Consider the following 20080-nt stretch of genomic DNA (forward strand, 5'->3'; position numbering starts at 1 on the left):
TTTGGTTGGGTTTGAGTTTATTCGTTAGCAAGGATTTCGATTTTTTGTCCTGGAGTTACTTTACAAATAGCTTTTTTATAACCAGAAGTATAGCCTTCGAATTTACCTTTTCTTTTGAATTGTGGTAAAACGTTGAGAGTGTTAACTGATAAAACTTTTACTTGAAAAATGTTTTCTAAAGCTTTTTTAATTTCTACTTTATTAGCTGTTTTGGCAACTTTAAAAGTGTATTTATTTTGTCTTTCGATCAATTTATTAGTTAATTCAGTAATGATTAGTTCTTTAACTAAATCATAGTATTTATTCATTATTTTAAAACCTCTTCAAAATAGTTAACAGCATCAGCAGTTAGGACTAATTGTTTGCAATTAAGGATTTGATAAACACTTGCATGAGAAGCTGTTTCTAAAGTAATATAAGATAGATTGCGAGAAGCCAAAGCTAATTGTTCTGTCATTTGAGTAACTACAATTAAGGATTTGGAAGTGATGTTTAATTTTTGTAACATTTGTTGGAAATCTTTAGTTTTATGAGTTGCTAAATTAATGTTGTCTACAACTACTAATTGATTATTTTTAGCTTGGAGTGATAAAGCTGATTTTAGAGCCAGACTACGTACTTTTTGGTTTACTTTAACAGAATAATCTCTTGGGGATGGTCCAAAAGTAACTCCACCACCACGCCATAAAGGAGAACGAATAGAGCCATGACGAGCACGACCAGTTCCTTTTTGTCTCCATGGTTTTTTACCTCCACCAGCAACTAAAGCGCGAGTTTTGGTAGCATGTGTGCCTTGACGCATTGCAGCTCTTTGAGCATTTACAACGTCATATAAAACTTGTTGATTAGGTTTAATGTCAAAAACAGTAGTTGCTAAAACCTTTTCAGAAACGAAGTCGCCTTTTTGATTAAGAATATTAATTTTTGGCATGCGTTTGCTCCTTTGTCAATTTTTTTACAGCAGATTTGATAATTACAAAACCTTTATTAGGTCCTGGGACATTGCCTTTTATTAAGAATAAGTTTTTTTCAGTATCAACCGAAAGAATAGCTAAATTTTGGATAGTAACAGTTTCGTGTCCCATGTGTCCTGGTAGTTTTTTACCTTTTAATTTACCTTTAATAGGTCCCATTGAACCTGGACGACGGTGATAACGAGACCCGTGACTTTCAGGACCTCTGCTTTGATTGTGTCTCTTAATAGAACCAGCAAAACCTTTACCTTTGGAAGTTCCTGTTACATCAACTAAATCACCTACTTGAAATAAATCGTTTGTGATTAGGGCGCCTACTGCTAAATTAGCTAGGTTTGAATTGACATCCGAACTAAAATTAATTTCTTTAATGAAGCGCTTAGGGGCAGTAGTTGCTTTTTTAAAATGTCCTAACATAGGTTTAGAAGTGTTTTTTTCTCTTTTGTCGCAAAAACCTATTTGAGTAGCTTGATATCCGTCTTGGTCAACGTTTTTTTGTTGTAAAACAACGTTAGGTGCAACATCTACTATTGTTACTGGAACTAATTCTCCTTGTTCGTTAAAAACTTGAGTCATTCCTATTTTTTTACCTAAGATTCCTTGAGCCATGTTCTTCCTCTTTCTTTTTTTAATTTGGGTTTAAAGTTTGTAAAAAGTTTTTTAAAGTGATTTTCAAAAGTTGATTGAAATTGTAATTGCAATCGTGATTGTGATTTAACCAAATGAAATGATTTAAATGAAATGGTTATAAAAAAGTAAATATTTATTCATATTAAAATAAATAGTGCCTAAATTTTGCTTTTGCTATTGGTTTTTTTTTAACAAAATATCAATTGCAGGTGGCAAACTAATGTGCATTAAAGATTCAATTGTTTTTTTATTAGGATTGATAATTTGAATTAAACGTTTGTGAGTGCGTCGTTCAAATTGTTCTCTTGAATCTTTGTTAACGAAAGGAGAACGCAAAACAGTAAATACTTCTTTTCTGGTAGGAAGAGGTATTGGACCTTCAATATTTACTCCTGTTTTAGTGACAATATCAATAATTTTTTTAGCTGCTTGATCAATTAAATGATGGTCGTAGGCTCTTAGAATTATTTTGATAATTTCTTTTTCTTTTTTGTTCACTTATATTCTCCTTTTTTAGAAATGTTTGAAAATATTGCCTATTAGACAAATATTTTGCTTAAATAATTTTTTTCTTAGACAACTGACATTGGTGTTTTGTTTTTTTGGATTAAAAGAAAAAATATTTAAAGCAAGCTTTTTTATTATACCTTAAAAAAGATTTTATTGCAAGTCATTTTAATTACAAAAGTTAAAAAAGTAATTAATAATGTTTTTTAAAATAAAAAAAGCTGTTTCAAATAAGTAAAATGTTGAAAAGATTTATTTATTTTGGATTTTGTTTGTTAAAAAATACAATAAGTTAATTCAAATATCTTTATATTAAAAGATAAAATTATTTAATGAAAAGGTCCATTTTTATATTTATATTTATTGATAACTTTTTTAACAAATTTAAAAAACTGTTTAAAAGGGTTAATTTTGGCAAAACACATATAACCAATAAATATTATAATTAAAACCCGAATAATAACTAATATAACAACTCTTAAATAACTTGTATACATTTGTTTTTTAGTAAGTTGTAATAATAAATTATAATTTGATAGTATATTTGTATTAGATTGTAATGAATCTAGATATTGTTGTAAAACTTTTTGAGTATTTAGATTTTCAAAAAACGTATATATCAAAAAAGTAACAATCATTCCAAATACACTTAATAATAAAAAATTGATGTTTTTAATAAAGAAGATATGTTTTGTTTAATATCAGACATATTTTTACTTATAATTATTTAAATGATTTAGCTTTAGAATAACAGAAATGACCATTAAATCCTACTAACGCCAATACAAAGAAAAACTCTACAAAAAGGAAAACGTATTTTTTAGTTACTTCTTGTTTTTCTTTGAGGGCTTTTTGATCTTCGTTATGTTTTTCTAATTTGGCATCATAAGATTTTTTAGCTTCTTCATTAACCAAAGAAGCTGAATATGAATTCTCCTTGTAAAATTTCGTTGAATTATCATTATAAGTTTTAGAAAATGATGCCGTATCTGCTTCTTGATATTTTTTTGATGCTTCTAAAACAACATAAGACCCAAACACACTTAAAAATAAAATAATTCTTTTAAAATAAATTAAATAGTAACTATCAAAAAATAAATAAATCCAAAAAATATTAAAACTATAAATTAAAATAATATCAAATAAAAAAACAATATCGTCATCTAAGAAAAAAATTATTTAAACAAAATAATTTGTCTAATAATGATAAATTAATTGTCAGTTTTTTTTTTAGATTTAGAAGGTTTGTTTTCCAAAATAAGTTTTCCTTTGTAATAACCACTATTTTTAGTAACTCTATGAGACAAAGTAAAAGTATTAGTTTCTTTGCAAAGTACTAAAGCAGGATTGCTTAACTTATAATGAGTACGTCTTTTTCTTTTTGCCGTTTTTCCGGTGCGTCTAAAAGGAACAGCCATTTTATCAAATCCTTTCTTTATAATTTTTTGTTTTTAGCATTTATTGTAAATAATAATAAAACTTTTAACAAATAAAAGGTTAATCAAAACCCAATTAATAACTTCCAAAAATTATTATTAGCACTTTAATCAAGCTTAAAAAATTAATAATCATGCCAAAGCGTGCAAAAATTAATTTTAAACCTAAGTTTATTTTATCTTAAAAAAGCTATTTTGTCAATCTATTTTGAGTTTTTTTTACTTTTTTCTTATTTATTTGCTACTTTAATTATTATTTTGTCAAATTACAACAATATAACTAAAATAATTTGAGTTTTTTTAATAAATTAATTTTGTTGAAGTCCCATTTTTATGTTTCACCTCCGTAAAAGGTTTTGAAAACAAAGAAACTACTAAAAAATGGTTCTTAAAAGTATTTTTACCAACATTCAAAGTTAACGACGTAGACAAAACTGACAAATTTAGAGTTGGAGTAAAAGTTAAAACACAAGATAACAATGATTTTGAAGTATATACCAAAGACTCCAAATTTGCTCTTACCAAAGATAACAAATTTGTTTCAGCAGAAGTTCAATTAGAAGTAGAATTATTAACTCTTGATGGTTTAGTTGAAAATAACACCTACACTGCTGATTTTGAATTAACTATGCAATATGAAGTAGTGGATGAAAATGGTAATGTAATTGCAGAAAATAACAAACTAACAGAAGCTCAATCAGCTAAATCCAAAATAAATTACACTAACACATACTAAAAAACACTTTCCATTAACAAACATGTATAAATTGAATAAATTACTCTTTAATAACATTATTTTATAATCTTTCATTAACTTAAATAAATATCAAATAATCAATTCAAAGGCTATTAATTATTTAATAGTCTTTGATGTCTTAAACTCTTTATCTTTTTTGATGGTTTAACTAACTAAAAACCTAATGAATACTTTATAATTAACTTAAATAATTAAAAAACCGTAAATTTTAGAAAGAAAGAAGGGGATATTTTTCCAAAAATTTATCAATTTTCTAAAAAAAGGCATTAACCAAAATGTTTTTATCCAATACTTATAACAAAAAAAACTTTTATTTTTAATTATTATTTTTAATTATTATAATATTTATTTTATTTATTATTTATTATTATCCCTCATTTTACCAAATCTCAATCAAATATTAAATTAAGATATGATTATAAAACAAGTATAAAATAAGTTTGAGAAAAAAAGAAAGACAAGCACAAACAACAACAACACAAGTACAAGAAGAGTCAACATAAGAACAACAAGGACCAAAATTACACCTTGTAGAAATTGAAGGGGATTGGGATACCCACCTGGACAAAGTAATAAAACATATTAAAGAAAAGATTAATCCTAATTTTAATGGAACATTAACCAAAAGAAAAACAATAAATAGAATAAAAGATGGGAATATATCGTTCGAAATTGCTACAGGAACATGCGAGCCAAGTACAATTTGTTTATATCCTGATGGAGAAATTCGAGTTGACCTAGATAAAAAATATACTTATCAAGGGGGGATAGGTGATAATTTCTGATAATAACTAAGAAAATAAAGGATTAAAATTATTTGAATTGAAATTTACTTTTTTCTTAGAAATATCTAATTTTTATTATTTATATTATTATTATAACATATTTTTATATTTATAAAACGTAAAAAAATAAAAATCTACAAGAAAAACCCTTATCAAAAAAGGGTAAAAGTTAAAAAAGATTTAATTGAAAAATAAAAATTTAAATGAGTTTTTTTTAATTTCAAAAACACAATTAAAATTAAAATATACCTTTATCTTTCTTTTTTTAATAACATAATTTGGATTAAACAGAATAAATGTTATATTTTATTATTAAGGATAAGATAAATAAGGATTAATATATTGATTAAAACAAGTAAAAGTTCTTTGATTTTCTAAATAATTATTTAAAGGTTTTAAAACTGATAATTTAGACAAATTAAATAATTTATTTAATTTATTACATAAATTAATATATGTATTACTAGTTAAAAAATTTTTAAATAAAGTTTTTGCATAAAAAATAGTACCATAAAAACATGATAATTTACCTTTATTTGAATTATATTCAAACATATATTTATCTTGGTTTTTATCAAAATCTAACGCTTCAAAAGTAATATTTTTATCCTCAGAAAAATCTTTTCCTGGAACTTTTACTGCTTTTTTATTAATTGTTTTTAAAACATTATTTCTTAATAAATCATACAAAATATGATTTTTACCAAATTTTAAAATATTTGATAAGTAAAATCCAGTTATTTTATAATCATCATAATGAAGATCAAATGGAAAATATTTGATATTTTTAGTAATAGATAATTTTTGACAATTATAAGAAAATTGAAATAACTTTTTCCCAGTTAAATAATTTTTCTTTAATGCAATGGATTTTTTAATTTCTCGTTCACTCAAACCAGCATCATATTTACTAACATATTCAGAAGTAATTTCAACAACATTTTTATTAATGATGGTTGCTAATTGTTTACATTCCTTAATTTCAATTTTTTTAGTATTATTTAATTTACCTTTATAAAATATCTGTAAATTTTGAGAACGAGGATTTAATAATTTTAAATTAGGTAAATTATCACGTACAATATCAGCCCATAATTTAAAAACATTAGGAATAATTAAATTTTTATTTTCTTTTTCAAACCAACCATTATTAGAATTATATTTAGCTTTATTTTCAACGTAATATTCTTGTGATTCTAAAAATTCTGAATTATTTATTATTCCTTTTCTTTGACACATCATTTTATTAGTGTATCCGAAAATACTTAATAAATCAATATTAAACATAATATGAAAATGCCAAACACCTTTAAATTGTAATTGAGAAGCAAAAAAATATTTAAATTTAGTTAAATATTTATTAACAATATGTTTCTTTAATTTTTGTTTAATTAAATATTTTTTATATTGATAACGTAATTTTGAAATAAATTTGACAACTAATTGTTTAGCTTTATCTAAATCTTTAACATCATTAGAAATAGTACCATCATTATTATGATGAGCCAAAGTAAGTGTTAGCCAACTAATTTCTTTTTCAGAAGCAAAATTATAAATAGCTTTATAACGAGCATTATTTTTACTTTGACGAATATTTTTTATAATATCTTTAACTTTACTTTCAATATCAATTGATGTTAATTCATTTTTATTTTCAGTACACATTAAACAAATAAATTGATAAAGTTTTTTAACTTTCTTAGGATTATTTCTTAAATATGAATAATATTTATCAGGCATAGGTCTCATATGTAATCTAATAAATTCTATTTTTTCTTGAATTTCTTTTTCTTCATAAATAATATTAGCCAATTTATAAAAATAATTAAAATTAGTTAAAATATATTGATTATCAAAAAAATAATCCCAATCATTAGATTCATTTAAATCTTGTAATTCTTGTTGAATAAAAGCTATTTTTTGGTTGATAAGTTTTTTTAAACGAGATTCTTGCATATAATTTATAAGACGATATAAATGCAAAGACATAAACTTAGAAAAGCAACCTTGACCGAAATCAGTAGTCTTAACAAAAAATAAATTATTCTCAAAAGCTTTAATTTGTTCTTTATTAAAGTACCTCTTTTAATTGAATTAAATGTTTTAAGAGCATGAAAAGATAAACTAACATCTTCTTTATTCATAGTTAAATCATTTAAATGTAGCATTTGTTTGTTCTCCTTTCTATTTAAAGCATTTAAAAATGGACTCTCCAAACTGCTCCTTTACGTTATCACGCAAAGGCGGTTGGTTCGTTTTTTAAACCCCCTAAATCCCCAAAGGGGACTTTATAAGAGGGGGGTAAGAGTTAATTTGGATGTACTTCAGCTGGACGCCTAGTTCGCTCTGCTCGTCTTTGAATACTTTTAGACTTAATTTATTTTCTTATTCATAATTAAAAAAAAATTCTTCTTTAATTGTGCCATTTGGGTTGAAGTAGGTTTCTTTTTTTATTCCACCTTCGAAGTTGAATTCCCTAATAGAGGAAATAGTTTTGCCATCTTCATAGTAATTAGTTCTTTTGATTAGTTTTTCTTCGGGGTTGTATTCCTCAATAGAGAAAATTGTTTTGCCATCTAAGTTGTAAAATGTTTTTTTGATTAATTTGCCTTCAGGGTTATATTCCTTAATAAGATCAATTGTTTTACTATCAAATGTATAATAAGTTGATTTCATTAATTTACCTGTATCTGGATAATATAAATTAATATATTTAATTGTACCATCATATCGATAATTTGTTTTTGGAGGATATTGATAAAGTTTTGTTTTAAAAAATTTAACATTATTGTCTTTATCTATTTCTTTATATTTCTCTTCATTATCATCAAATTCTTCAATAAAACCATCAATATTTTTACGTTTCACTATTTTTTTCATTAACAGGATTATATTCAATCCAAACACCATCTCTTAAAATTTCTTTAATTCTTTTGCCATTAGAATCATATTCAGTAATTTTATGGTATTTGTCAGTTGTTTTTAATAACATCCCATTATTAGGTTGATATTCCCAAATTGTATCATCTTTATCAATTTTTTTACCTAATTTACCAGTAATTAAACTATAATACTCTTTATCTCCATTATCTCTTATCAATTCATAAGGAACACTTTTTAATTTTTCGTTTTCATTTTTTAATTTTTGGTTTTCTTCATGTATTTGATTATTTAAATCTTTTGCTTTTTCAGAAACATCTTTTTGAAATAATACTCGTCTTTCTTCGGTTTCTATTTATATATTTTTTACTATGAACCAACTTTAATCCAAAAATATCTCTATCCTAAAAAAACAACTTGGTATAAAACTTATCGTAAGAAATAATTATTTCCATATTTAAAATAAATTAATAAACTATTTAAAAAATAAAAATAATATAAATAATGAAAGAAACTATCCTTCAGGATAGTTTTTTTGTTTTTAAGATCTAAATATAAAAGCTAAGTATTCTTTTTTACATCCCAAATTAATTTGGTTTATGTTATGATAAAGATAAATGATAAAATAATTTAGAACTTATTTCTTTGAAAAACTAAAATAATATAAAATTACAAAAAAAATTAATAATAAAATACAATTAAGTGTTTTTATATTGTTTAATCAATATTTAGATTGAAGGAAAAATTTTATGTCATCATATTATAATAGATTTTTGGCTTTATTCTTAAAACGCAATAAAACATTATCAAGCGATTTTTTCTCTCCTTTTTTATCCCAATTAACAAATAATATCACAAACCTAAAAAACATCCAAGAAAAAAACACAACCCCAAACATTATTACAAACAACCAAAACAAACAATTAAATCAAAGACTACAAACCCTAAATAACAAGCACAATGCCCAAACAAAACAATTACAAGAAAAATACCATCACATATTATTAAACATTTACGCACAAATAGAAAAACTCCAAACCCATAAAAAAAAAATCCTCCAAAAATACAACTCACAACAACAAAAAACCCAAACTCTTTTAACGCAAGAACTTATTTATCAAAAAAACAAAAACAACGATAAAAACCTCCAATTAAAAGAAATCTTACAAAAAGAACTTAAGGAAATTACTAAAAAAAACAATCACAAAGAAACTACTCTTATAACTAATCTCAACAACAAAAATAACAACATTAATAATTTATTAATTCAAATTGAAAAAGACAAACAAAAATTAGAACTCAAAAACCAAAAACAAAACCAAGAATCGAAACAAAACTTTTATAATACTGATTTTAACCTCAATCAAAAAAACACCAATTTATTAAAACAACTAGAAACAACTCTTAATTTACAAGAAAAAGAAAAAGGCAAATCAATTTGCATCTTAGAACAAATAAAGACTACAAAAGAACAAACTTATCAAAAAACCATTACCAAAACTCACAAACTATACCAAAATAAACTAAGTATAAACGACAAAAAACTAGACACCATAAAAGATGCTTACCAACAAGAAAAAACTATCATCCAAGCACAAATACAAACTTTTTTTCTTCAAATAAGACCTTTTCCTTTTATAAATATACCAATTCTTTCCAATTACCAAATTGAAACATCCAAAAAAGATCTTTTTTACAAACAACAAACAAACTGCCTTTCTTACCAAAACCAAAAATCTTTATGGAGCCAACAATATCACCTCATCAATCTTTTACACCAACAAGCAATTAATATGTGGCATTTAGAATACCACAAACAAAACAAATACAAACACATCTACCAACAAACCTTAGAAAAAATTTATCATCTCATCCACCAAAAAACAAATTATTTATTCTCCCAAAAAATAAACGGTATCAAAGAACAAATAAAAACAGTCCTTAACTTACATCTCCAAGAAACAGCTATCTTTGATAATCAAAAAGACTATCAAGAAACTTTCTTTGCTTATCAAAAAACTCTTTTAGCCTTACAACGTAAACAAAACAATTACCAAATAGATTATCATTATCATTTCTTTTCAAAAAAACAAGAATTTGACCTTAAAACTAAAAGTATTGCCCTACAACTAAAATTAGAAAAAACCAAAATCCAACATTATTATTTAGAACAAATAACTACTTTAAAAAAAGAAATTAACAACTTCCAAACCCAATTAACACTTAATAAAATATTTCAAAAAGATGATTTTCTAACCTTCAAACTTACCCAAGAAAAAGAAAAACATCTCTTTTTACAAGACATCACCTTAATGCAAAAAGACATCTATTTATTATTACAAACCCAAAATATAGAACTTTTACAAACTTTAAATAATTTACTCAACACTTATCCATCTTGGCAAAAAGAAAGCACATTATTAGAACAAACTTTACAACAAATCCAATTACAAATTAATACTTTTACAAGTAATTATCAAACTAAAACTTGTCTTATCGAACAAATAATCTTAGACCAAATAAAAACTATAATTGAAACTAACTTATTTCCTATCATTCAAAAACAATTTAATCAAACAATTAATCTTTTACAAAAAAAACACCAATTAAACCAAACTACCCTACAAAATGAAATTAATCTTAACGAAAAAATAATAGCTTTTTATGACAAACAATTAACCTTTCTTAATCAAAAAATACACACTGACAAAAAGAAAGGAATACAAGGGTTTTTCCACAAATACAAACAAAAAGGAACTGAACTATATCCCCTTTTATACCAAATCAAAACTCACAAAGAACTTTATAAAAAAATTATCAAAAACCTCACCACAAAAAAAGATAAAGCAACCAAAAAACACCAACATATTTTAGAAAAAACAACTAACAAACACCAAAAAAAAATCAACAAAATCAAACTTAAAATAACCAAACTTTTAACTTTATGGCACTATTTAAAACCTGCCTCCAAAAACATTGCTCTTACTCCTTTAATCAATTTCAAAATATCAAACAAATCTTTTTTCAATGCTTGCCAAAAAACAATCACAAATGTTATCCAAGATATTTTATTCTATAATAATTATCAAAAAAACATTTATCAATGTTTAAATACTTTACTCCAAGAACAAATAAAAAAAGAACAAAAATTAATTCAAACAACTACAAATACCACTAACACAACTAAACACCTTAACAAATTTTTTTACAACCAAAATGAATTAATAAAAAATGTTATTAATGTTTCTTTGGAAAAAACATTTAAACAAAATCAAATATCTTTATTACAAGAAATTACTAAAACAGTTAAATCAAAAGAAAAAAGTTTAAACCAAACAACTAATTTAATGAAAGAAAAATTAGGATTATTAAACGAAAATCTAAGTGATGCTCTTATCAATCTTAATTTATCATGGCAACAAACACAAAAAGAATTACACCAAAAACTATCAAACCTCAAAAAAGAAGCTCTCCTCAATTTTGAAAAAAAAGACAAATTATTTTTCGAACATAAAAAAATAGCCATCAAACAAAAAAACAACCAAATCTTTAAACATTTCACCAAACAAAAAGAAAAAATATCCCAATCATTTACTCACAAACAAAAAGCTAATCACAAAAAAATAACCAAAATAGAAAAACAAATCAAAAAAACCAAAAAAAATTTACTTACTAAAATCAAACTAACTAATTTCGAAACCAAACTCAAAACTATCTTTTTAAAATGGTCTTTTTTTTGGCAAAAACAAAAAGGAAAATTCAAAATAAAACATCACCAAAAACAAATTACCAAACAAATCAAAAAAACTATTGCCCTTGATAAACAAATTTCTTAAAGCAAAAAAATATTGATATTATAAAATATTATAAAATGAAATTATAATTTATAAATAAATGTAATAACAAATTTCTTAAAAAATATAGGAATAAAACAGTTTACCAAAACCACCCAAAAAATCATTTATTACAACAATATTTAAAATCTATTTGCATTTTTATTTTTTTTAGTGTATAATTAAAGTAATTATTATTTTGTGATAAATATTAATTTCTTAAAAAAACATTTTAAATAATAATTTATCAAAAAAATAATAATTAAGGATTAAGGCAAAAAGTAAATTTTTCACAAAATGAAGCAAAAAACTAAGAAAGGAGGCAAAAATGACATCCTCAAACCAAGTTTTAATTGAAATTAAAAACTTATCCAAAAACTTTTCTATCAAAAAAAACTTTTTAAAACCAGATACCTTACTAAAAGCCAACCAAAATATTAATTTATCCATTTTCAAAGGCGAAACATTAGCCGTAGTTGGAGGCTCTGGTTCAGGAAAATCAACTTTAGGACAAGTTCTTCTACAACTTGTAAAACCTACTTCAGGCAATGTTTTTTATAACAAAGAAACAATCCCCAAAACTAAGGAAACACAGACAAAAGACATTGAAGAAATTGATTTAACTACTTTAAGTAATAAAGAAAAGCGCTTTTTAAGAAAAGATTTACAAATTATTTTCCAAGATCCTTTTTCTTCTCTTAACACTCATCTCAAAATATCAGATATCATTGGCGAAGGACTTTTAATCCACAAAATGACAAAAGGCAAAAAAGACCCCAAATATCAAACAATGATTCTAGCTATCATGAAAAAATGTGGCATTGATACTTCTCTTTATGACCTTTATCCTCATCAACTTTCAGGGGGACAAAGACAAAGAATTGCAATTGCAAGAGCTTTAATTATTAAACCTAAATTTGTTGTTTGCGATGAAATAGTATCAGCATTAGATGTATCAATTCAAGCCCAAATTTTAAACCTTTTAAATGATTTAAAAAAAGATTACCAACTAACTTTCTTGTTTATTACTCATGATTTAGGAGTTGCTCGTTTTTTAAGTGACCGCATTTGTGTAATGCATTTAGGAAAAGTAATTGAAATAGCACCTTCAGAAAGCCTTTTTAAAAAACCTTATCATCCCTACACCAAACAACTTCTAAATGCTATCCCTAAATTAAAAACTCAAAATAAAGCTTTAGAAGAAATGCCAATCACCTACGAAACTAACAAATTTAGATTTTTATTTCACACTCAAAAACAAGACCTAGATTGGTATCAAGTAGCCCCTAATCATTTTATTTCTTGCACTTTAAAAAATAAAGTTACTAAAATATAAAGGAGTAAAATATGAGTTTATTAAAAGTTAGCAATCTACATACTTATTTTGAAACCCAAAAAGGTCTAATCAAAGCAGTTCGTGGTGTTTCTTTTGAAGTCCAAAAAGGCAAAACTTTAGGAATAGTTGGAGAATCTGGTAGCGGAAAAAGCCAAACTGCAATTTCTATTCTCAAATTATTTGAAAAAAATCAAAAAATTTACCAAGGCGAAATTATTTTTGAGAATCGTATTATTTCTCAATTTAGTGAAAAAGAGATGCAAAAAATCAGGGGAAACAAAATTGCTATGATTTTCCAAGATTCCATTTCTAGCCTTAACCCTGTTTTTAAAATCAAAAATCAAATTATAGAAGTTCTAATGCTCCATCAAAAACTTGATTACACCCAAGCTTATCAAAAAACTCTTGATATTTTGGAAAAAGTCCAAATTCCTAACGCTCAAAGAATAATGAATTCATATCCTCATCAACTTTCAGGCGGAATGTGTCAAAGAATAATGATTGCTATGGCATTAGTTTGTAAGCCTAAACTTTTAATTGCTGACGAAGCAACTACTGCCCTAGATGTAATTGTCCAAAAAGAAATTCTTAATTTAATTGCTTGTCTACAACAAGAACAAAACACTGCTGTTTTATTTATCACCCATGATTTAGGAGTAGTTTCTCAAGTAGCCGATGATATTATTGTCATGTATCAAGGACAAATTGTAGAAAGTGCTAAAACATCCCAAATATTAAAAAATCCAAAACACCCCTACACTAAAAGTTTACTTAATAATTTTTTAAAAACTGGGCTTGATTATCATAATGTTTAGTTTGTTAAAAAAATAGTGAATCAACAATAATATCTCCTAAATATTTATTAATATTATTTGTTACTAAATATTATTTTTATTTCCCCACACTTCATCCATATTTTGAATTCTTATTTCTTTTACAACAATAAAAAAATACTTATTTTACCGCAAAAATTAAATAATTGCAATATAAAAAAATCAAAAAGAAGAATATAGGAACAAAATGGGCATTAGACAACTATTACAAAAATATAAAAAATATTTAATTATTAGTGGAACATTTTTTTTACTTAGTATAATAAGTTTTGCAATCTACAAAATATTTTTTCAAAAACAACCCCTAAGAAATGATTTTATAGTTATAATTCCTAATTATGTTAACGGATTTGATCCAGGGCAAAAAGCACACACTTCCAACGCACAAGGAGACAGATTATTTTGTTGTATTCACTCTGCTTTAATTTCTACAAATGAAAATGGCGATGTTTTGCCTCAAGTAGCTACATCATGGGATAAAGTGGAAAATGAAGATGCCATTATTTTTACTCTAAGAGATGATGTTTTATTTCATAACGGCAAAAAATTAACTGCGCAAGATGTCAAATTTTCTTTTGAACGAGCCAAAGAAAAAGGAAATGACGAATATGCTATTATTAAATCAATCGAAACGCTAGAAAATGATACAAAGGTAAAACTTAAGTTGCAAGCTTTACCTATTTTTGTCTATGAACTTATTGCTAAATACAAAATACTTAGTAAAGAATCACTAGAAAAAGACCAAACACACAATCAATTAGAAGGACTAAAAATTGGTTCAGGTCCTTATCAATTAATTTATGAAGATTCTTCTAACAAAATAATAAAATTAGGACTTTTTGACAAATACTTTAATAAAGACAAAATAAAAAACAGCCAAAAAGAAATCCTTTTTAAAGTTAACTCTAACTACGATACTTCTTTATTGCAATTAGAAGAAGGAACTGTGGATGCTATCTTAGATTTTCCAATAAACAAAATAACTAATGCAAGCAAAAAAAAAAATATTGAAGTCGTCCAAAATAAAGGTGCCAAATGTAGTGTTTTATTTATCAACAACAACAAAGTTAAAAAGGGGAAAAGAGAATTAATCGCCCAAACTCTAAATATCGAAAAGATAATTGCTGATCTAAATTTACCCGTTAATCCTTTAAAAACTTTTGTTCCTCAAGGAGAAATAGGACATAACGAAAATATTCAATACGCTTATGATTCAAACCAAAACGAAGTTAAAAACAAAGTTAGTCTTTTAAGCGAAAAAGACAAGGAAATTAAATTAGGAGCTTCTTTTAAAGAAATAAAAGAAGTAGTACACAAAATAAAAGAACAATTACAAGAGGTAGGTTTTGAAGTTATAGTAAACATACCAGAATCGCTTACTTTTTTTACAAATTCCAAAAATGGCAAATATGACATATCTTTTATGAGTAATATGAATGAAATGCCATACGGTCATAAAGTTTTAATAGATTATATGAACCCAATATTCGAAAAAGAAGGAAAACAAACTCCCAAAAGCCATTCTCACATTCAAGGAGACACAACACTAAAAAAACTTTTAGATGAAACCCAAACAATCACTGATAAAAACATTTACGAACAAACAGTAAAAGATATTCAAACTCATTTATACACAAATAAATATGTTATTCCTTTTTATCAACAAGACATATATTTTTTAACGAGTAAAAAAGTCCAAGGTCTTACATGCGATCCTTTTACAAGAACTGATTTTACCCAAGTTAAAGTAAGTGAATAAAATTTTATTCATAATAAAAATAATTTTATTTTCAAAACACAAACAAAAAAGGAAATAAAAAAATGGATTTTAAACAATTATTACAAAAATATAAAAAACAATTAGTTATAGGAACAGCAGTTATTTTATTTGTTGTAATGGGTTTTGTAGTCTACAAAAAGCTTTTTAAAACAACTCCCCCAAGAAATAATTTTGTAGTAGCAATGCCAAATGATATTGTAGGTTATGACCCAGGAAATAAAGATCACACTCAAAGTGCACAAGGAGATAGATTGTTTTACTGCATCCACTCTACTTTAGTTTCTACAAATGAAAATGGCGATGTTTTGCCTCAAGTAGCTACATCATGGTTTAAAGTGGAAAATGAAGATGCAGTTGTTTTTACTCTCAGAGATGATGTTTTATTTCACAACGGTAAAAAATTAACTGCAAAAGATGTCAAATTTTCTTTTGAAAGAGCAAAAGGAAAACAACACGATGAATATGAAAATATTAAATCAGTTGAAGAATTAGAAGGCGGCACAAAAGTAAAACTAAATCTTAAAGCATTCCCTGCTTTTGCCTATGAAAGCATCGCTAAGCAAAGAATAATAAGCCAAGAAGCAGTTAAACAAGACCAAACAAAAGATCAATTAGAAGGACTTAAGGTTGGTTCAGGTCCTTATCAATTAGTTTCATGGGATTCTTCTGAAAAAGTAATAAATTTAAAACTTTTTGATAAATATTTTGACAAAGAAAAAATAAAAAACAGCCAAAAAGAAATTGTTTTTAAAACCATTTCTAATCAGGATACAGCTTTATTACAGTTAAGCGCAGGGACTGTGGATGCTGTCTTAGACTTTCCAGTAAATAAAGTAGCCGATGCAAAAAAACAAAAAGATATTACAGTTGTTGAAAATGCCGCTGTTAAATGTAGTTATTTAATGATGAATAATCAAAAAGTTGAACTTGAAAAAAGAAAATTAATTGCTCAAGCTTTAGATATTAAAAAAATAATTACTCAACTGGAATTACCAGTTAAACCTTTAAAAACTTTTATCCCCGAAGGAGAAAAAGGTCATAATACAAATATTTCATATGCTTATAATACAAACACACAAGAAGTTAAAAACCAAGTTAGCCAACTTCCAAATAAACAAATTAAATTCGGGTTTTCTGCTAAGGAAACTCCAGAAGTAGCAAACAAAATAAAAGAACAACTACAAGAAGTAGGTTTTGAAGTAACATTAGACATACCAGAATTTAATACATTCAAAACAAATTTAAAAAAAGGAGATTATGACATTTTTTTTATGAGTGATATGCATGAAATGGCATACGGTCATAAAGTTTTAACAGATTATATGACACCAAAAAACGAGGGGGATTCTACCCAAGGAACTTGGGCTCATATTTCAGGAGACCAAACACTAAAAGATCTTTTAGAACAATCTCAAACAAATATAGATTTAGGTACTTACGTACAAAAAATTCAACAAATTCAAACTCATTTAGACCAAAAGAAATATGTTGTTCCTTTTTATCAACAAAACATATATTTCTTAACAAGCAAAAAAGTCCAAGGTCTTAAATGTGATCTTTTCACAAGAACTGATTTTACAAAAGTTCAATTAATTAAATAAAAAAAATATTCAATAAATAATAAATAGATTTATAATTAAATAATTAGGAAAGTAAAAACAAAGCAAAATGAAAAATATATATATAAGTGTTGGAGCTTTAACAGTTATAATTTTAATCATTTTGTGGTGGCAGTTATTACCAAGCAAAAAACATGAAGACGACAAGGACACAATTAAAATAGCTGTTATATCAGATATCCAAGGATTTGATATTACTTCTCCAGAAAACACTTTTTCTACTTATTCTAATAGATATTTACGTTTAGTTCATGACACTTTATTAGAAGAAAAAGAAGGTAAAATCATAAGTAAATTAGCTAAATTAGTTGAAAGTGATGCAAATCAAAACCAAGACAAAACTTTATTAAAGTTTAAACTTAGAGATGATATTTTATTTCACAATGGCGAAAATATAACAACTGATGATGTTATATTTACAATCGAAAGAGGACACAAAAATAAACATCCTCAGTTTGAAGAAATCAAATCAATCAAAAGAATAAACAACATAGAATTTGAAATCGAATTAAAAGAAAAAACACCTTATTGGCACTTTACTTTTTGTAATTTTATCAGAATCCTAAATAAAAAAGCTGTAGAAGAAAACGAAGAAAAAGGATTACAAATTGGCACTGGACCTTATAAATTAGTTGAATATAAATCAGATGATGAAATCAAAATGGAAAAATTTAATAATTATTACAATAAAGACACAATTAAATACAGTCCTAAAACAATCATTTTCAAAATTAATAAAAATAATGATACTAATTTACAACAAGTAGAAAATGGTTCTTTAGACGCTTGTCTGGATTATCCATCTCATAAAATTCAAATTATAAAAGATAAATTAAGCCATAGTGTTGAAGTAGTTGAAAATAAAGATGTTTCAGCTAGATATTTATACATTAATAAAGCTAAAACCTCTCTAGAAACAAGAGAAGCTATTTCTTGGTCGTTAGATATTGAAAAAATAATATCTGATTTGGAAATCCCTGCTCAAAAATTAAAAACTTTTTTGCCAGAAACCTTGAAAGGATTCGATAACGAATTAGATGCTTATCCAACAAACTTTTTACAAGCTAAAAAATATGTCCAAAAACTAGATAAAACTGCTAAAAAACTTAAAATAGGATGCATTACAAAATCTGAGTATCTTTTTGAACATAAAATAATAGAACAACTAAGAAAAGTTGGTTTTATAATAGAATTTGCTCCTATGGATTTTAAAACTTTATTAACAGAAGCCAAAAAAGATAACTCTTCTTATAATATGATTTTTTTAGGTGAAAACTATGAATCAAAATGGGGGCATAAAGTTTTACGTGATTATTTTTTAACTAACAACAATCCCAATAATTTTTGTCATATTGATAATGATGATAAAAGCGATATAGAAAATAAATTATTACAAGTTGAAAAAGAAACAAGTGAAGAAAAATATACTAATTTATTAAAAGAAATAAGCCAATATATATATAAAGAATTTTATGTTATTCCTTTATATAGTTATCCTAATTATGTAATTACTTCCAAAAATATCAAACAAGGCTTTAAATCAGATCTTTTCTCACATTTTGATTTTACAAAAATCATAAAAAAATAATGGGTTTTGATTAATACATTTATAAAAAAAATTTAATATTAAAAAAATGGTTAATTTCATTATAGAAAACAAATATGTTTTTTAATACATCAATTAAAATTAACCTATAATTTTTTATATTATTTAAATCACCCAATAAAAATTCATAAATGAAATATTCTAAATTTTTGAGGTAAATTTCGTTGATAAAATATATTTTTAAAAAAAGTTTATACACTATAACATTATTTATAACAGTCATATTTATCAGTTTTTTTACTATGAAAATGATACCAGGTGATCCTGTTGATGCTATGTTTGAAAAAGGACTTACTCCTGAACTAAGAAAATTAAAGGAAAAGGAATTAGGATTAGATAAGCCTTTAAAAACTCAATTTATAAATTATTTCAAAAATATTTTTATAGGAGATTTTGGAAAATCTTATTATGGCACAAAAGAGCCAGTTTTCAACCTTTTTACAAAAGCTTTTACTAATACCTTTAAATTGGCTTTTTTAAGTTGTTTTTTTGGTTCTTTATTAGGGATTTTTTTAGGAGCATTATCCGCTTTTTATGAAGGGTCCAAAAAAAGCTTTATACTAGATTTTTATTCTATTATCATCATTTCTTCTCCTAGTTTTATCATTGGCATCTTATTGCAACTTACATTAGGTCATTATTTAAGATTATTCCCAGTAGCTGATTTTGATACTCCTAAACATGTGGTTTTGCCTATTTTAACTCTTTCTTTATTAATATCGGGTTCTGTTTTTAAAACTACTAAAACAAGCATGGAAGAATGTTTGTCACAACCATATATCAAAACGGCCTATTCTAAAGGATTGTCTAAAAAAAATATTATTTTTAAGCACGCTTTAAAAAATGCTTTAATTCCTGTTGTAGCACACATCGGTTTACTTCTAAGTTTTTTAATCGGTGGTTCTATTATTACAGAAAATATTTTCGAAATAAAAGGGGTAGGTGTTTTAATAAAACATGCATTTGATAATAGAAATTATCCTGTTATTCAATGTTGTATTATTTTACTCGCTTTATTTATAGCTATTTGGAATTTATTTCTAGACTTAGTGTATGCTTGGTTAGATCCCAAAATTAAACAAAAGGGATAAATATGCAAAAAGG

At 25.2% G+C, this 20080-nt stretch carries 16 protein-coding genes; 7 read left to right on the forward strand and 9 right to left on the reverse strand.

Annotation, left to right across the window (positions count from 1 at the left end):
• Positions 1–17 precede the first annotated feature (17 nt).
• The 9 genes from rplW to MBSPM3_RS03220 all read right to left on the reverse strand — a co-directional run bounded on the left by rplW (position 18) and on the right by MBSPM3_RS03220 (position 8189).
• Complete coding sequence (gene rplW / locus MBSPM3_RS02065; RefSeq protein WP_069028296.1) at positions 18–308, reverse strand: 50S ribosomal protein L23; 291 nt, start codon at positions 306–308, stop codon at positions 18–20.
• Positions 308–931 (reverse strand): 50S ribosomal protein L4, encoded by a 624-nt coding sequence (gene rplD / locus MBSPM3_RS02070; RefSeq protein WP_069028297.1) that lies wholly within the window; start codon positions 929–931, stop codon positions 308–310. Before rplD ends, rplW begins: the two co-directional genes overlap by 1 nt.
• Positions 918–1583: a 50S ribosomal protein L3 gene (gene rplC / locus MBSPM3_RS02075; RefSeq protein WP_069028298.1), complete on the reverse strand. Its 666-nt coding sequence runs from the start codon at positions 1581–1583 to the stop codon at positions 918–920. Before rplC ends, rplD begins: the two co-directional genes overlap by 14 nt.
• 195 nt (positions 1584–1778) lie before the next feature.
• A complete protein-coding gene (gene rpsJ, locus MBSPM3_RS02080) occupies positions 1779–2102 on the reverse strand; it encodes a 30S ribosomal protein S10 (protein WP_069028299.1) in 324 nt (107 codons plus the stop codon).
• 732 nt (positions 2103–2834) lie between these two features.
• Positions 2835–3152, reverse strand: coding sequence for a hypothetical protein (locus MBSPM3_RS02090; RefSeq protein WP_069028301.1), 318 nt, complete (start codon positions 3150–3152; stop codon positions 2835–2837).
• A 170-nt stretch (positions 3153–3322) separates the two neighbouring features.
• Positions 3323–3529 carry a 50S ribosomal protein L32 gene (gene rpmF / locus MBSPM3_RS02095; protein ID WP_069028302.1) on the reverse strand — a complete coding sequence of 69 codons (207 nt, stop codon included), beginning with the start codon at positions 3527–3529 and terminating at the stop codon, positions 3323–3325.
• A 1872-nt stretch (positions 3530–5401) separates the two neighbouring features.
• A complete protein-coding gene (locus tag MBSPM3_RS02100; protein ID WP_069028303.1) occupies positions 5402–7078 on the reverse strand; it encodes an ATP-binding protein in 1677 nt (558 codons plus the stop codon).
• A 396-nt stretch (positions 7079–7474) separates the two neighbouring features.
• Positions 7475–7957: a DUF2963 domain-containing protein gene (locus tag MBSPM3_RS03215; RefSeq protein WP_232308827.1), complete on the reverse strand. Its 483-nt coding sequence runs from the start codon at positions 7955–7957 to the stop codon at positions 7475–7477.
• On the reverse strand, positions 7947–8189 hold the full coding sequence (locus MBSPM3_RS03220; protein ID WP_069028306.1) for a hypothetical protein: 243 nt from the start codon (positions 8187–8189) through the stop codon (positions 7947–7949). Before MBSPM3_RS03220 ends, MBSPM3_RS03215 begins: the two co-directional genes overlap by 11 nt.
• Positions 8190–8718: 529 nt before the next feature.
• On the opposite strand from MBSPM3_RS03220, the gene MBSPM3_RS02120 reads away from it, so the two are divergent.
• From MBSPM3_RS02120 to MBSPM3_RS02155, 7 genes are all read left to right on the forward strand, one after another.
• Complete coding sequence (locus MBSPM3_RS02120) at positions 8719–11805, forward strand: hypothetical protein (protein ID WP_069028307.1); 3087 nt, start codon at positions 8719–8721, stop codon at positions 11803–11805.
• Positions 11806–12130: 325 nt separating this feature from the next.
• Positions 12131–13138 carry an ATP-binding cassette domain-containing protein gene (locus MBSPM3_RS02125; protein WP_069028308.1) on the forward strand — a complete coding sequence of 336 codons (1008 nt, stop codon included), beginning with the start codon at positions 12131–12133 and terminating at the stop codon, positions 13136–13138.
• Positions 13139–13149: 11 nt separating this feature from the next.
• Entirely contained in the window at positions 13150–13953 is an 804-nt protein-coding gene (locus MBSPM3_RS02130) for an ABC transporter ATP-binding protein (protein ID WP_069028309.1), read from the forward strand.
• Positions 13954–14158: 205 nt separating this feature from the next.
• On the forward strand, positions 14159–15730 hold the full coding sequence (locus tag MBSPM3_RS02135; protein WP_069028310.1) for an ABC transporter substrate-binding protein: 1572 nt from the start codon (positions 14159–14161) through the stop codon (positions 15728–15730).
• A 62-nt stretch (positions 15731–15792) separates the two neighbouring features.
• Positions 15793–17352 (forward strand): ABC transporter substrate-binding protein, encoded by a 1560-nt coding sequence (locus MBSPM3_RS02140; protein ID WP_069028311.1) that lies wholly within the window; start codon positions 15793–15795, stop codon positions 17350–17352.
• A gap of 67 nt (positions 17353–17419) precedes the next feature.
• Positions 17420–18958 carry an ABC transporter substrate-binding protein gene (locus MBSPM3_RS02145; protein ID WP_069028312.1) on the forward strand — a complete coding sequence of 513 codons (1539 nt, stop codon included), beginning with the start codon at positions 17420–17422 and terminating at the stop codon, positions 18956–18958.
• Between the two features lie 182 nt (positions 18959–19140).
• Complete coding sequence (locus MBSPM3_RS02155; RefSeq protein WP_011160565.1) at positions 19141–20067, forward strand: ABC transporter permease; 927 nt, start codon at positions 19141–19143, stop codon at positions 20065–20067.
• Positions 20068–20080: the final 13 nt, after the last annotated feature.

The sequence above is a fragment of the Candidatus Phytoplasma zeae genome, from assembly GCF_001712875.1.
Lineage (GTDB): Bacteria > Bacillota_I > Bacilli_A > Acholeplasmatales > Acholeplasmataceae > Phytoplasma > Phytoplasma asteris.

Coding starts and splice junctions, on each gene's coding strand:
- MBSPM3_RS02140 (WP_069028311.1), top strand. CDS start 15,793: ATGGATTTTAAACAATTATTACAAAAATATAAAAAACAATTAGTTATA.
- rplD (WP_069028297.1), bottom strand. CDS start 931: ATGCCAAAAATTAATATTCTTAATCAAAAAGGCGACTTCGTTTCTGAA.
- MBSPM3_RS02130 (WP_069028309.1), top strand. CDS start 13,150: ATGAGTTTATTAAAAGTTAGCAATCTACATACTTATTTTGAAACCCAA.
- rplC (WP_069028298.1), bottom strand. CDS start 1,583: ATGGCTCAAGGAATCTTAGGTAAAAAAATAGGAATGACTCAAGTTTTT.
- MBSPM3_RS02120 (WP_069028307.1), top strand. CDS start 8,719: ATGTCATCATATTATAATAGATTTTTGGCTTTATTCTTAAAACGCAAT.
- MBSPM3_RS02125 (WP_069028308.1), top strand. CDS start 12,131: ATGACATCCTCAAACCAAGTTTTAATTGAAATTAAAAACTTATCCAAA.
- rpmF (WP_069028302.1), bottom strand. CDS start 3,529: ATGGCTGTTCCTTTTAGACGCACCGGAAAAACGGCAAAAAGAAAAAGA.
- MBSPM3_RS02145 (WP_069028312.1), top strand. CDS start 17,420: ATGAAAAATATATATATAAGTGTTGGAGCTTTAACAGTTATAATTTTA.
- MBSPM3_RS02100 (WP_069028303.1), bottom strand. CDS start 7,078: ATGTCTTTGCATTTATATCGTCTTATAAATTATATGCAAGAATCTCGT.
- MBSPM3_RS02135 (WP_069028310.1), top strand. CDS start 14,159: ATGGGCATTAGACAACTATTACAAAAATATAAAAAATATTTAATTATT.
- rplW (WP_069028296.1), bottom strand. CDS start 308: ATGAATAAATACTATGATTTAGTTAAAGAACTAATCATTACTGAATTA.